The organism is Cognataquiflexum nitidum (assembly GCF_022538055.1).
GTDB lineage: Bacteria > Bacteroidota > Bacteroidia > Cytophagales > Cyclobacteriaceae > Cognataquiflexum > Cognataquiflexum nitidum.
Window position 1 is genome coordinate 1 of sequence record NZ_JAKZAM010000032.1, and the last position, 14,167, is coordinate 14,167.

Sequence of the window (14,167 nt, forward strand, 5' to 3'; positions counted from 1 at the left end):
ACACAGGCTAAACCCAAAAGCAGTTACCAATTAAAAAACTTGAATTCCGGTTAATTAAATAGAACCTGAGTAGTTACAATTTAGTTTTTGTCATTTTAATAATAGATCAAAATTCCTTTATTTTCCTGTATGGTAAATACTTGCTTTATAATAATAAAAGCCCTTGAAAACCAACATTTCCAAGGGCTTAATTGTTCTTTGAGGTTTTTGAAAACTTCGAAGAATTGAATTTATCAAAAGTTGAAATATCAAAATTTAAAACGCTTTCACTTTTCCAATCAGCAAAATGATTTTTAAACAAATGGAAATTGCCAAGAAGGCTTATTATTTCAATTTATACTTATACAGGTTGGCTTGACCATCGTCAGCATATCCTACTAGATATTCATCATTTTGTGAAACTGATGTTAAAACAAGCTCTTAGTCCAATTCGAAACTTTGATGGGATTACCTTCCCAATCATAGATAGCGGGCAGGAAGTTATGCTTTTCTAAATTTCACTTTAAATCAATAGTTTTTTACTTTAAATCGATTTTGAAAATATTGGCTTTACCATCATCCAAATAACCGATTAAATACTCATCATTTTCGGAAACAGCTATAAGAGTTAAAGGAGAATTTATTTCAATAGTTTTTTGGAGATTTCCTTCCCAGTCAAATACAAGAATTTCATTACTTTCTCTTCCTTTTTCTGCCAGAGTTTTACCAGAAAATAGGACGTAAATGAAATTTCCAGAAACTGTTGTACTCAAGCATCCATATTTATTGTCTTCATTCATTCTGGCCTGTACAAAACCTCCCGCTTCTCCTTCAAATGAGGGTGGCCAAAAGTGTTTTTCTGTAATTTGATTTATAACACCATCTTCCCCAAATTTAACTATATCGAAATTGAAAGAATTTCGTGAAGTTGATACAACCCAAGGTTTTGAAAGGTGAACCAATAAATCACCTTGGAAAGCCATAGCTAAAGCCTCATGAGGATATTCCTTCAACTCCTCCTCAAACGGATACCTACCCATTAAATTAATGATTCTATTATCCTGCATGTTGGATATAGCAAACCTGCTTTGGAAAAGGCCGGTGCCCACAATTTTATTTTGATTTATTCTTACAAATTTTTGATAGTTGAAATCAAATTTACCATCCAACGGAAAACAGGAATCTTTGAGAATTCCGTTTGTTTTATCTAAATGAAATTCTAAGTAAGAAAAGCTTTTTCGGTTATTAATTCCGATCTTTTGTTTTTCACCCATGATCCTTTGTACAGAAGATGGAAATTGAATCTCACATGGACCTTCACCGATTTTTCCAAACTTGCCAATGAGCTTTTGGCTTTCTATATCAAACACCTTAAAATGGAATTCTTGGTCGGGATCAGTAACTATCAAGTGATTTTCTAGAATTAACAAATCAAATGCTCGGGTTATCTCATCGCTAAAAGGTAAAAGTTCGATCTCTCGCTTTTCAGAATTTTGTGATTTGTTAAATTCGTTTTTTTTCTCCTTTGTGCAACCTGCAATAAATAATATTGAAAGTAAAATTAAAAGTATTTTCGTTTTCATCATTTGATTTAGTTGGCCGGTATTGTAAAAAGGCTGTCTAATAGATAGCCTTTAAAATTGTTTCTTTATTCTACACCTTCAGGACATGGCTTTTCTATTCCATGAAATATATGGACGGTATTACCTATCATTACTCTGTGGCATTCATCCACACTTGTTTCACATAATGTGCAACCTGCTGCGAAAATGTCAGAAGGTATTGAAACAGAAAACAAAATTGCTGAAATAATCATTATTAACTTTTTCATTTTTTTAAATTTTTAAGATTGAAAATTGATTTTATTACTGATTTGAATTAAAAATTGTCGACAAAACTAATTCTTGATCTAATATAAAAAAAAAAATGATGAAATAAGGAGTTAGGTGAAATATTAACTAAAAAACCATCAATAATATTGATAAATATCATTTACATTATTAATGTCTAAATTATAAATAAAAAAAAGCCCTTGAAAACCGGAATTTCCACGGGATTAGAATTTTTTGTATTTGAAGGGGTGAAGATTCCTAAATCGTTATAAAATATTTAAACTGGTCAGAGAAAAAGTCTAATTCCAAAGGATTCAATTTTTTGAATAATCTAATTTTGATATAAAATGATCAAATTCCATAATTTCAAAAACAACTTTTTTGTTCTTCAAATTCGTAATTAAAACAAGACCTTCGTCATTGATATCGATTTGGTCTATTCCTTTTATTTTGAAAAAATCCCATTCAGACTCATTCTTCCTTAAAATAAAAAATGGATCAGAAGGACCATTTGCTTTCCCGCTCGGATTTAAATTAACCAAAACCCATAAATCTTCCGGCTCACCTACAACATTGATAATTCTTGCTCCCAATTCTTCAAAACCTAAGCGGAACCATTTTTCAAAATCCTCCTTCCCTCCTTGATTAATGCTGTCAGAATTTTGAGGCATTTTGAAATCAAAGATTTTTACACCCGAAGGATCAAAAATCATGATTCCATTCCAGCCCAGATCGAATAATATATAGTTTCCAGAGGGTGATTTGGTAACCTCAAAGCTTCTGACCTCGGGCATAAACTTTCCTTTAAATAAGGGTTTGGTTTCATGTGTCTTAAAGTTCAAGTCATATGAATCGAAATCGCCCGAAACTCCCGAAAGTACAAATAGGGTTTTGCTGTCCGGGCTTATAGATGGTGCAATAGCTCTATAGTTCAAAAAAAACAAATCCTCTTTGGAAGGAAGGTTTATGGCAACACTTTGCTTGTTTCCTGAACCCAATTTTTTTAATTGATCACTGGCTAGATACAAAGCATAAATTTCAGAATTACCAATAAAAAAATCTGTAACCACCCCTCCCTTGTATTCAACAGGCATTCCGGTAGGGTCTATTTCTACCCTTCCCAAATTTATTCTTTCATGAATTTTTCCTGTTGTATCCACTGAGATCACTTCTGAAAAATTGGTACTAAACCAAAGCTTATTTTCAGACCAAATGTGATTGCCGATATAAAGATGAGGTGAATGAATACTTGGATCATCTATTTCAATAAACAAAGATCTACCTTGCAAAAGGTTATCTTTTTGATCTTGAAATGAACAGGATAATAAAGGAAATAAGAAGGTTAAGATACTTAGCCATTTACACATAAATTTTGTTTTAAAAACCGACAATCAGAGAATCAATAGTATTGTCAGCGTTAATTTGATATACTGTTGGTAAATCGTTAGCTAACTTAAGTTCAGAAGATATATTCTTCCTGTCATAAAATACATTTGGATGGGATAAATCTAAAAAAGCATTTGCTTTTTTAGAATTTTTTGAAACCAAAACCACCGCACCTGAATCTAGAAAATCTTTTGCGAAATCCTGATAAATTGTAGCGCTAGAAGGACATCCATCCAAGTTTATAAATAGCAGTTTGGTTTCCTTTGTTTCTATTTTCTTTTGCAATTGCTTTAATCTCGAAGCTTTATTTTGGTAGCTTTCCTTACAAGAGTAGGAATGCATCAGTAAAAATATTAATAGGATTGAAAAGTACTTTTTCATTTTTCAAGATTAAAAACATGTAATACTAACTCATCTTCATTTACATCTTCATCAAAATAGTTATTTTTCATTAGAATGACACCACTTTTTCCTATGAAAATATTGAATGGGGAGTATGTATTTGATGGAAAAATTACCTCTTTTTTAAATTTGAAATTTTCATCCAAAACTAATATTGAAAATTTTTGTTCGTCAATATTCGGTATAAATGTCTTGTTCTCTGTTTCTTTTAAAGGATGCATTATTATTCGATAATATAATTTTCGATAGGGATCGAATAGAATTTGTTTATATCGAAATTTTCCCAACACCATTTTATTTTCTTCTTCTTGGTTTGGTGGGATGCTAAATGGAATCTGTTCTCCAGAGAAATACTGACTTTTAGCTAAGATATTTTTGGTTATTCGATTCTTTTTATCTATCCACTTCAAAGAATCCAATAATGGCCAAGAAATGATGTAAATGGAATCGGAAATAATTTCCCGCGAAAACACTAGGTCATAAACGGGCCAGATTTTATCCCTATATGATTCAGGAAATGTTAAAAGGGAATCATACAATATTTCATCTTTCTGCAAATCATATTCCAATGCCAAAGGGTAATTGCTATTAATATTGGACGGATTGTGAACGTCGAAAAGCGGATATTGCATGAAGTGAAGCCGGTTTCCAATTAATCTGGTAGGATTTCCGGATGTAGAAACATGATTGACCAATCCAAAATGTGCAGTTTTATCAACTGAGGGATTTAATCTTTTTACAAATTCGCCTTTCTCATTGATAATGATACTTCCCCTGAGGCTACCTTTTAAAAAAATAAAAATGGAATCCTGAGAAGCATATGTAAAACCTTGCATTACTGAATTTATTCCTTCTGGACCCTCAGTTGGAAATTTTATCCTTTTTGAAAGAGTTCCATCGGCGATTGAATATTTATCAATGGAATGAGTGATTGGATTTAGGGAGATCAAGAATTCTTCGTTCCCATCTCTAAAATATTGCGAATAAATAAATTCATTGGAAGTAGAATCATCCAAAACTAATCCAACTTCTTCTACGAAATGATTCATGAAAAGATGGTCAGTTTCTGTGATTTGCTGTGAACAAGATTGAATGAACGTAACTATTATAATCAGCTTTCTCTTAAACATACTTTATAAAATTTAGCCCTTGGATTTCTCCAAGGGCATTTATACTAGGCCATTGGAATTGGAATGACACAGCCACCGCAACCCATACAAGCCCCTCCACCTACATGCGCAGACAAAACAGCAAATCCAGGACCATTTGGATTTGGGATCACATATTCACCTCCTGTGCTTGGATTAATACATGCAGAGTGGGAGGTGAATGAAATAGAAGCTGCAAGCAGTAAAGCACCTATAATCAGGAAAACATACTTTTTCATTTTTTTAAATTTTTAAGATTGAAAATTGATTTTATTACTGATTTGAATCAAAAATTGTCGACAAAACTAATTCTTGATCTAATGTAAAAAAAAAAGAATGATGAAATCAAGGAGTTAGGTGAATAAATAACTATAAAATCAATTAATAAAATTGATAAGTATCATTTACATTATTAATGTCTAAATTATAAATAAAAAAAAGCCCTTGAAAACCGGAATTTCCAAGGGCTTGATTGTTCTTTTGAGGTTTTGAAAACCTCGAAGAACTGAATTTGTCAAAAGTCGAAATATCAAAATTTAAAACGCTTTCACTTTTCCAATCAGCAAAATAGGATTGTCATCAAGGTAATCGGCCGGGATATATTCAGAGATTGAAGCCTTTTGTTCCTCTGTTAGATTTTTGATGTACTCAATATTCAGGCTAAAAATGAATCGGTCATCATTTAATTTACCAATTAATGTGCAAGGTATGTCTATTTTGGAAAGTCTGATACTATCGAAAGTATTCGATTTTTTACTGTCCTTACTTATTATTGTTTTAAGAAATTTCCCACCTACAAATGACCCTAAAAAATATTGGACAAGATAAAAATTCTCTGTTTCTTCAAGAATGAATGAATGGACTTTAGGGTTCATATCATTGTTGATCAAATCAAACAATTGGTTTGGATCATTTTTTATCCCTTTTAATTCTTCTTCCGCAATAGAATTTACTCCAAAATTTAAAGCTATAGAGTTTTGATTTTCCAACTTTTCATTAAAGCTTAAAATTTTATATTCAAATGGATAAATTGTTGAAAAATTGTTTGAGCCAATTGTTAACCCCTTATCGCTTCCAAAATCAAAACCATGATATATAGAGTCAAGTAAAGTATTTTCATAGAAACTGTTATCGGACAAATTGTAAATAAAGAACCTGTTTGGAGAACCTGAAATTAAATTAAATAATATTTCTCCATCCTTCATGACTTGGAAAGCGCCTAATGATTTTTCTTCCACTCCTTCAAGCTTTTGGCTTGAAATTAGATTATTTCTAGGGGCAAATTTCATCATGGTTTTTTTTGATCCATCATAAATTAAAATTTCTTCATTCTCGTTCAAAACTTGAAAGTCACTAATCAAATTATATTCATAGGGCCCGTCTCCTTTAAATGATAAAATCAGGTTTAATTTTCCTTCTTTTCCTATTTTGTATAATTTTGATCTACTTCCATCCAAAATATAAATAGATTCATTGTAATATTTTGCCCGATATAAATTTGCTATTAGATCAATATTTTTTAAATGAATAATTTTGAATTCATCAAAAGAATCCTCTATTTCAAAGGATTTGGGCACAGGTGAAATTTTTATTGTGGAGGAAAGTTCAACTTCCTTTTTCTGTGAACAAAAAACTAAAAAAAAACAAAATAAAATTATTGTGACCTTTGGATTGAACATATTGAAAATCATTTTATTAGTAGTATATAATGGAAATAAGGAGTCAATTTTGACTCCTTATTTTGGTATTATGGAACAGCAGGAGTACAAGACCTTGTACAGTCGGGACCAATTGTACAAATGCTTGTACAGTTTGTATGAGTTCCGTAACAGTAATTATCCCTTGTCCAGGTTCCAGCTCCATTTGACCAAGTTTCAGTACAAAACCATCTTTCTGCTTTCACTGTACTTGAAATTTGAAACAGTATAAGGATAAGCATGAAAATCAAATATGGTTTCTTCATTTTTCTTTAAAATTTTAAAATTTAGACTTGAGTCACCAACCTTTGGTAACTAGAATCAAAAATTGTCGACAAAACTAATTCTTGATCTAATGTAAAAAAAAAAGAATGATGAAATCAAGGAGTTAGGTGAATAAATAACTATAAAATCAATTAATAAAATTGATAAGTATCATTTACATTATTAATGTCTAAATTATAAATAAAAAAAAGCCCTTGGACATCAGAATTTCCAAGGGAATTTAATTTTTTTAGTGCTTGAATTATTTTGGATTTTTGACTTTTAACAAAACCAATACGGTTTTATCCTGATCAAGCAAATGAGAGTTTTTAGAAATGAATTCATGGATTGAAGCATTTGGGAATTTTTTTTCTGCTTTGTCAAACTTCTTATTGTAATCATCCAAGAACTCATTGGAGTTGATTTGAAAAACAAGATGTTCATTGGTACTGGTCCAAGGAACATTTCGGATTGTCATGCCATCAATGTCATTTTTTAAACTGTTAGATTGACTGGTAACTTTAAAATTTTCATCCAAAAAAACGTAATTGAATTCATTTCCCCCTCTTTCAAAGAAAGCAAAATATTGACGATCAAAAGGATAAAAACTGGTTATCATTTCTGTCAAACCTTCCTCCTTTACAATTGTATAATCAAGCGCTCCATTCATTAATTCAACTCTTTTGTCTAAGTCAATTCCTGTATCCTTCAGGTCAAACTCAATTGTTTTTTTGTACTTTCCTAAAGTATCAAAAAGAGCTATTTCATAAGAAAAAGGAATTGTAAAGACAACCTCGTTCTTGAAATTATTCTTTTTAAAGCCGGTAGAAACAGCCATCTTATTTCCAACCATTCCTTCTTTTATTTTCACTTGTTTATCTATGACATTGCCTTTGGTTTTTACCAAAAAATTAAACCCTTCGCCTGAAAGGTCATTATTCATAAAGTGAGTTGTAAATTCTTCCGATAAGTAAAAGTTATAAGAAGGGAGATCCTCTTTCATTTCAAACTTAAAGTTCCCATCAAAGTCGAAGGCAATAATTTTCATCAGCCTATTGTCTTTAATTAGAATCTGGTCCTTAAAAATCTGGAAATCGTTGATTTGTATGAATTCCTGAGGACCTGTTCCGGTTGATTTGATTACTTTCAAAACTTTTCCATTGGAAGAGAAAACAAAAATGTTTTCCAATATCCGGTCATTTACAAAAATATAGTTCTTGTAAAAAATGAAATTGTAGGGTTGAACCATCGGAAGGAAATCCTGATAATCGAGGAGAATGTATTCGATTCCTTCAAAATTCTCAGATAAGAAAGATGTTTTTGATTCCTTTAAATTAAGATCTATTCTTTCAGGTGTATTTTGATTTTCATGGCCACAAGAGATTAGAATTGTACAAAATGTAATTATTATTAAATTCCTCATGATTTTTTGGTTTTTTATAAAACAAAGGCAAATGGTAAATTTGCCTTTGTTTAAGTTAATCATTGAATTGGGCCTCCTCCTCCACAGGAGGTTTGAGCACTGACATCGCATGAAGCAGCATCATTCCATCTGCATCTTTTTTGAAATCCACCTCCAGAGCAACGTTCACTTACCATTTCATAACCTTGCAATGAACTATTTGCATCATTGGGATATGAAAATGCTATGAATGAAGATACTAAAACAAAAACTATCTTAAGCTTTTTCATTTTTTTAAATTTTTTAAGATTGAAAATTGATTTTATTACTGATTTGAATTAAAAATTGTCGACAAAACTAATTCTTGATCTAATGTAAAAAAAAAATGATGAAATCAAGGAGTTAGGTGAATAAATAACTATAAAATCAATTAATAAAATTGATAAGTATCATTTACATTATTAATGTCTAAATTATAAATAAAAAAAAGCCCTTGAAAACCAACATTTCCAAGGGCTTAATTGTTCTTTGAGGTTTTTGAAAACTTCGAAGAATTGAATTTATCAAAAGTTGAAATATCAAAATTTAAAACGCTTTCACTTTTCCAATCAGCAAAATCGGATTGTCATCCAGGTAATCAGCCGGGATATATTCAGAGATTGAAGCTTTTTGTTCCTCCGTGAGATTATTGATATACTCGATATTCAAACTTAAAATGAATCGGTCGTCAGAAATTTGCCCAATTATTATGGATTCTAGTTCTACTCCCCTGATTATAATACCCTTAAATGTTTTTGAATTTTTGGAATCTTTATGGATGAGGGTATTCAAATAATCCCCATTCATAAAAGAACCCAAATAATACGTGACTACATAATAATTCTCTGTTTCCAACAGACCGAATGAATGCGCTTTCTTTTTTTCATCATTTTGAATTAGGTCGAAAAATGGATTTGGGTCATTCTTAATATTCTTGATTTCGGATTTCAGGATTTCAAAATCCCCAAAGTCAAGGTCAATTGAATCTGTTTTTTGGAAGCCAAAGTTATTTTGGAAGATCATACTCTCAACAGGGTGGATTGAGGAAAATCCATCTTTATTTCGGACAACCTGTCTGTCGCCTCCATAATTCAGGTCAAGGTAAGCTGAATCCAAAGGTTGGAACAATTGGTATTCATTTTTATCCATTAGTACTTTCAGAAATCTATGGTTTTTTCCGCCAATAATGTCCAAAATGATTTCATTTTCTGGTCCGAGGATAAAAGCACCATAAGATGCTGTGAATCCCGGTTGGATTAGAAAACTACCTGAAAATTGATTACGGTCAGAGAATCTACAAATAGTTCTTTTGCCATTGTCAAATACTATCAATTCACCCGAACCTTTATTGAATTCAAAGTTTCCGATGGATTTGTATTCCTCAGGACCTTCTCCTGAGGCTTGAATGAAAATATCTAAGTCCCCATTTTTGCCAAGTTTGAAAATCCTGTCTTTTCTTCCGTCCAATAAAAATAGGTCCTCCTTATATTCCTTTACCCTAAAGATAGAAGGAATCAATTCATCATACTTCAAATGGATGAATTCAAATTCAGAGAAAAGGTCCGATATCTCAGTTTTTTCATTAGATATAGAGACTTTGACAGGTTTGTTTAGAGCTTCCTCACCATTCTTTTGGCAAGAAACCAATAAAATAAACAACAATATCAAAGTGCATTTTGAATTCATAAGAGGAAGTTTTCTTTAAGATTAGAGGAAAATCTACTTGTTTTAATTTATAGGTATCCTTTTAAGATTGGAGGCTAGTCGTTCAACCTAATCTTTGAACCAATTTAACTAGAAACCTGTAAAAATATGGATTTAGGTATCATTATCTATAAACAAATAGATATCAGCTTGATTTTCAGATCAAAAAATTACTAACGTTCTAAGTTTAAAATAAAAGCCCTTGAAAACCGGAATTTCCAAGGGCTTAATTGAGCTTTGAGGTTTCTGAAAACCGTGAAGAATTGAATTTATCAGAAACCTTTGAGGTCTCCAAGACCTCGAAGGTTTAATGATCAAATATGCTATTAGTGGATTGGATTGTAAATTGTAAGAAAACATAAAACCCTCGAGGTTTAGAAAAAAACCTCAAGGGTTCAGATAGTATATGAAATCTTCGAGGTCTGGAAGACCTCTAAGATTAAATCAATTCCACACTTCGCTTCACAAAGGCTGTCAGGTCTTTGCCGGTAAGCATACCCTGTGACAGCAAGGCTAAATCAAATGCCTGCTTGGCAAGTTTGGTCTGCGCTTCTTCATCCTCGGTTTTAAGAAGTTTGTCGATCACAGGATGGTTTCCGTTGATGGCTACTTTGTAGTTGTCAGGAAGTGAACCGTAGAAGCTCATCCCGCCGCCCATCTGCGCCATGTCCTTCATCCTGCGCATAAACTCATCCATGGTCACAGTCACAGGCATTTCCTCAGGGCTGAGTCCTGCCACGTCCACGCTGTAGGTGGCGTTGGAGATCGCTTTTTCGAAGATTTCCTTCACCTTTTTGGATTGGTCTTCAGTAAGGAGGTTGGCATAGGAATCGTCCTTCTCGATCAGCTTCTCCGCCACATCCGCATCTATACGCTTCAGTTGGGTTTTTTCCTCCTTCATCTCGAGGTGTTGGATGAAGTGGCTGTCGATCGGAGAGTCCATCACCAGGACATCGTAATCTTTTTTGTTGGCAGATTGGATAAATCCGTCCTGCTTGTTAACATCAGTGGCATAGAGATAGACGGTTTGGTCATTTTTGTCTGTCTGGATCGCCTTGACTTTTTCTTTGTATTCAGGCAGGGTGAAATATTCACCTTTGGTATTTTTGAGCAAAGCGAAATCTTTTCCTTTTTCGGCAAATTTGTCTTCGCTGATCATGCCATACTTGACAAAAAGGCCGATGTCATTCCACTTTTCTTCGTAGACTTTTCGGTCTTTTTTGTAAAGTTCCCCGAGCTTGTCTGCAACTTTTTTGGTGATGTAGCTGTTGATTTTCTTCACATTGCTATCCGCCTGTAGGAAGCTTCTTGATACGTTAAGCGGAATATCCGGAGAATCAATCACCCCATGCAGCAGCATCAAAAACTCAGGAACAATGTCCTTCACCTCATCGGTGATGAATACCTGACGGCTGAAGAGTTTGATTTTGTTTTTCTGCATTTCGAAGTCGTTTTTGACTTTCGGGAAATACAGCACTCCTGTCAGGTTGAACGGATAATCCACATTGAGGTGAATCCAGAAAAGGGGATCTTCACCCATTGGATAGAGTTCTTTGTAGAATTTCAGGTAATCCTCGTCCTTCAGGTCGTTCGGTGACTTGGTCCAGATCGGGGAAGTGGTGTTGATGATATTGTCTTTTTCGACAGACTTCCATTTCTTTTTGCCTTCTTCATCTTCACCGTCTTCTACAGAATCGGTTTTAGTGCCAAACTTGATCGGAACGGGAAGGAATTTGCAGTATTTGTCGAGGATGCCTTGCAGCTTCCACTTGTCCAAAAACTCCTCAGAATCTGCGTTTATAAAAAGGGTGATTTCAGTTCCTCTGTCTTTTCTGTCCCCGGCGCTGATTTCAAATTCGGTGCTGCCGTCACAGGTCCAACGTGCCGCTACTGCGCCTTCCTGATAGGAAAGGGTGTTGATTTCGACTTTGTCAGCCACCATAAATGCGGAGTAGAAACCCAAACCAAACTTGCCGATAATTTCATTGGCGTCTTTGGCATCTTTGAATTTCTCTACGAATTCGGCTGCACCGGAGAAAGCAATCTGATTGATGTACTTTTTGATTTCCTCGGCAGTCATGCCAAGGCCACGGTCAGAAATGGTGATGGTTTTTTTGTCTTTGTCAAAAGCCACTTCGACAGTGATGTCGCCTAGTTCGCCGTTGTATTGGCCTAGGGTTGCCAACCTTTTGATTTTCTGTGTGGCATCTACCGCATTGGAAACCAATTCACGGAGGAAGATTTCATTGTCAGAGTATAAAAACTTCTTGATGATCGGGAAGATATTCTCGGTGTGTATCGAGATGGTACCTTTTTCCTGCATAGCTATTTACGTTTTTAGTGAGTACTTATTGATATAGAACCCTTATCAAGGCGTGTTCCAATTAGGTAGAAATGTCATTTTGGCAGGTCTTAAAAGGAAATACTTTGGAAATAAATTGGGATATAATTCCAAAAAAAATTGGACTAAGTCATAAAACAATAAGACCGACGGAAACTTTTTATGTGCTTGGGAAGTATGTATAAAGTTAGATTCACCCAATGAAAATAGTAATCATCAGTCAGTACACCCCAAGGGAAAAAATAGTAGTTCATGAAATTGTAAAGAACTTTGACCAAGTCACTTTGGTCCAATCAGGCCAAAGGCAGAGCTTGGTTGTAAAACCACAAAATCCATCGAGAGCGGTAAAGAAGACCCGGTCACAATCATTTTTTGACAGAAATGGGTTGAGATTTTTTCATAAGTTTCCCAAGATTTCCATAGAAAATAAAACCAAGCATCTTAAAATTGAAAGCCACGATTTCGAAAAGGTTTCCATACCGTTTGCCCAAATCAATACAGAAAGAGGGCTTGAATTTTTGAAGTCCCTTCAGCCTGATATTTTGTTTACTTGTAATGCGCCTATTTTAAGAGGAGAAATTCTCAATATACCCAAAATCGCAGCCATCAATGTGCATTATGGGATGCCGCCGCACTACCGCGGCAATGACACACTCTTTTGGGCCTATATCAAAAAGGACTTTGACAACCTTGGCGGATGCCTGCATTACACCACCAAAGGAGTGGATAGGGGAAATATATTGGCTGAAGTATTTCCTTCTTTGGATCCGAAGGACAGCCTTGTCCACGTAGATATCAAGACTTCCGAATTGCTTGCTATGGCGGCAGTCAAAATTTTGAAAGACATAGAAAATTGTGACGAGATTCCTACAGGAAAAGTGCAGGTAGAGAAAGGGAGGAACTACAAACTTTATGAAAGGACGCTCCTGCACCACTTGAAATATCTAATCCAATGGTATCTTGGAATGCTGAAACCAAATCCAAGAAAGGAAAAGACGGTTTTTTTTACAAAATGAGATTCGGGAATTTTAAAATACATTCACTCCTGCTTTTTTGAATTATCCTCAAAATCACCAAACTTTTTATCTTTGCCCTATGCTCAAGGAAATTGCTGTTCTGATCCAAAAAGAAATTACCCTCGAATGGAGGCAGAAGTATGCGCTCAATGGCATTCTTCTGTATGTCGTATCGGCAGTTTTTATCACGTATCTCAGCGTGGGAGCGAAGCAGGGCAATATCGGAGTTCCGACGTGGAATGCACTGTATTGGATCATTATCCTGTTTTCGGCAGTCAATGCAGTGGCCAAAAGTTTTGTGCAGGAGCATCAGGGCCGACAGCTGTATTATTACATGATCGCTTCTCCTGAGGCCATCATCATTTCCAAAATCATCTACAATACACTCCTCACACTTGTTTTGGCCTTGTTGGGATATTTGGTTTTCAGCGTGATTTTGGGCAATCCCGTACAGGATCAGGGAATGTTTTTGTTGAACCTCATTTTGGGAGCCGTTGGTTTTTCGGCCTGTCTGACGATGGTATCAGGGATAGCGTCCAAGGCGAGCAACAATGCGACTTTGATGGCGATATTGAGTTTTCCGGTGATCATCCCGATTTTACTGATGGCCATCCGGGTGTCGAAGAATGCCATTGATGGGTTGGATTGGTCAGTGAGTATGGATAAGATTGTAACGCTTATGGCGATCAATGTTATCGTGGCCGTGACGGCTTATATCTTGTTTCCATACCTGTGGAGGAGTTAACAATTCTTAGCTCACGCAAAGACGCAAAGGCGCAAAGAAAAAAAAGCAAGTCGGAGGACAACAGGCCGGTATACTTTGGCAAAGAAACTTTTCCCTGCAAAGCCGCAGAGGAAAAGGAGAGTAAGAGGAGAATGAATTATTTAGAATTAGAATGTTTGTGGAGACACAAACATTGGCGGCGTCGACCGACCACGTAGTGGTCAAATATTGGT

The 14,167-nt window shown here is 34.6% G+C and carries 12 protein-coding genes; 2 read left to right on the plus strand and 10 right to left on the minus strand.

Annotation, left to right across the window (positions count from 1 at the left end; translation table 11 throughout):
• Positions 1-518: 518 nt before the first annotated feature.
• From MMU07_RS18020 to htpG, 10 genes are all read right to left on the minus strand, one after another.
• A complete protein-coding gene (locus MMU07_RS18020; protein WP_241127995.1) occupies positions 519-1,565 on the minus strand; it encodes a BF3164 family lipoprotein in 1,047 nt (348 codons plus the stop codon).
• A gap of 62 nt (positions 1,566-1,627) precedes the next feature.
• Complete coding sequence (locus MMU07_RS18025; protein WP_241127997.1) at positions 1,628-1,810, minus strand: hypothetical protein; 183 nt, start codon at positions 1,808-1,810, stop codon at positions 1,628-1,630.
• Positions 1,811-2,125: 315 nt separating this feature from the next.
• Complete coding sequence (locus MMU07_RS18030) at positions 2,126-2,524, minus strand: hypothetical protein (RefSeq protein ID WP_241127999.1); 399 nt, start codon at positions 2,522-2,524, stop codon at positions 2,126-2,128.
• Positions 2,525-3,188: 664 nt separating this feature from the next.
• The gene (locus tag MMU07_RS18035; protein WP_241128000.1) at positions 3,189-3,578 is read right to left on the minus strand and encodes a hypothetical protein; all 390 of its coding nucleotides are present in this window, start codon (positions 3,576-3,578) and stop codon (positions 3,189-3,191) included.
• Complete coding sequence (locus MMU07_RS18040) at positions 3,575-4,648, minus strand: DUF4221 family protein (protein WP_241128001.1); 1,074 nt, start codon at positions 4,646-4,648, stop codon at positions 3,575-3,577. Before MMU07_RS18040 ends, MMU07_RS18035 begins: the two co-directional genes overlap by 4 nt.
• Positions 4,649-4,773: 125 nt before the next feature.
• Positions 4,774-4,986, minus strand: a complete 213-nt coding sequence (locus MMU07_RS18045) for a hypothetical protein (RefSeq protein ID WP_241128002.1) — start codon at positions 4,984-4,986, stop codon at positions 4,774-4,776.
• 297 nt (positions 4,987-5,283) lie between these two features.
• Positions 5,284-6,426 (minus strand): 6-bladed beta-propeller, encoded by a 1,143-nt coding sequence (locus MMU07_RS18050; protein ID WP_241128003.1) that lies wholly within the window; start codon positions 6,424-6,426, stop codon positions 5,284-5,286.
• 544 nt (positions 6,427-6,970) lie between these two features.
• Positions 6,971-8,131, minus strand: coding sequence for a 6-bladed beta-propeller (locus MMU07_RS18055; RefSeq protein WP_241128004.1), 1,161 nt, complete (start codon positions 8,129-8,131; stop codon positions 6,971-6,973).
• 564 nt (positions 8,132-8,695) lie between these two features.
• Positions 8,696-9,835 carry a 6-bladed beta-propeller gene (locus MMU07_RS18060; protein ID WP_241128005.1) on the minus strand — a complete coding sequence of 380 codons (1,140 nt, stop codon included), beginning with the start codon at positions 9,833-9,835 and terminating at the stop codon, positions 8,696-8,698.
• Between the two features lie 457 nt (positions 9,836-10,292).
• The gene (gene htpG / locus MMU07_RS18065) at positions 10,293-12,176 is read right to left on the minus strand and encodes a molecular chaperone HtpG (RefSeq protein WP_241128006.1); all 1,884 of its coding nucleotides are present in this window, start codon (positions 12,174-12,176) and stop codon (positions 10,293-10,295) included.
• 218 nt (positions 12,177-12,394) lie between these two features.
• On the opposite strand from htpG, the gene MMU07_RS18070 reads away from it, so the two are divergent.
• On the plus strand, positions 12,395-13,210 hold the full coding sequence (locus tag MMU07_RS18070) for a formyltransferase family protein (RefSeq protein WP_241128007.1): 816 nt from the start codon (positions 12,395-12,397) through the stop codon (positions 13,208-13,210).
• 79 nt (positions 13,211-13,289) lie between these two features.
• Positions 13,290-13,955, plus strand: a complete 666-nt coding sequence (locus MMU07_RS18075) for a heme exporter protein CcmB (RefSeq protein ID WP_241128008.1) — start codon at positions 13,290-13,292, stop codon at positions 13,953-13,955.
• The last annotated feature ends 212 nt before the right edge of the window (positions 13,956-14,167 follow it).

Bases quoted from the DNA above. Each gene is read 5' to 3' on its own strand.
- MMU07_RS18055 (WP_241128004.1), bottom strand. From the start codon at position 8,131: ATGAGGAATTTAATAATAATTACATTTTGTACAATTCTAATCTCTTGT.
- MMU07_RS18050 (WP_241128003.1), bottom strand. From the start codon at position 6,426: ATGTTCAATCCAAAGGTCACAATAATTTTATTTTGTTTTTTTTTAGTT.
- MMU07_RS18040 (WP_241128001.1), bottom strand. From the start codon at position 4,648: ATGAATCATTTCGTAGAAGAAGTTGGATTAGTTTTGGATGATTCTACT.
- MMU07_RS18025 (WP_241127997.1), bottom strand. From the start codon at position 1,810: ATGAAAAAGTTAATAATGATTATTTCAGCAATTTTGTTTTCTGTTTCA.
- MMU07_RS18060 (WP_241128005.1), bottom strand. From the start codon at position 9,835: ATGAATTCAAAATGCACTTTGATATTGTTGTTTATTTTATTGGTTTCT.
- MMU07_RS18045 (WP_241128002.1), bottom strand. From the start codon at position 4,986: ATGAAAAAGTATGTTTTCCTGATTATAGGTGCTTTACTGCTTGCAGCT.
- MMU07_RS18030 (WP_241127999.1), bottom strand. From the start codon at position 2,524: ATGATTTTTGATCCTTCGGGTGTAAAAATCTTTGATTTCAAAATGCCT.
- MMU07_RS18020 (WP_241127995.1), bottom strand. From the start codon at position 1,565: ATGATGAAAACGAAAATACTTTTAATTTTACTTTCAATATTATTTATT.
- MMU07_RS18075 (WP_241128008.1), top strand. From the start codon at position 13,290: ATGCTCAAGGAAATTGCTGTTCTGATCCAAAAAGAAATTACCCTCGAA.
- MMU07_RS18035 (WP_241128000.1), bottom strand. From the start codon at position 3,578: ATGAAAAAGTACTTTTCAATCCTATTAATATTTTTACTGATGCATTCC.
- MMU07_RS18070 (WP_241128007.1), top strand. From the start codon at position 12,395: ATGAAAATAGTAATCATCAGTCAGTACACCCCAAGGGAAAAAATAGTA.
- htpG (WP_241128006.1), bottom strand. From the start codon at position 12,176: ATGCAGGAAAAAGGTACCATCTCGATACACACCGAGAATATCTTCCCG.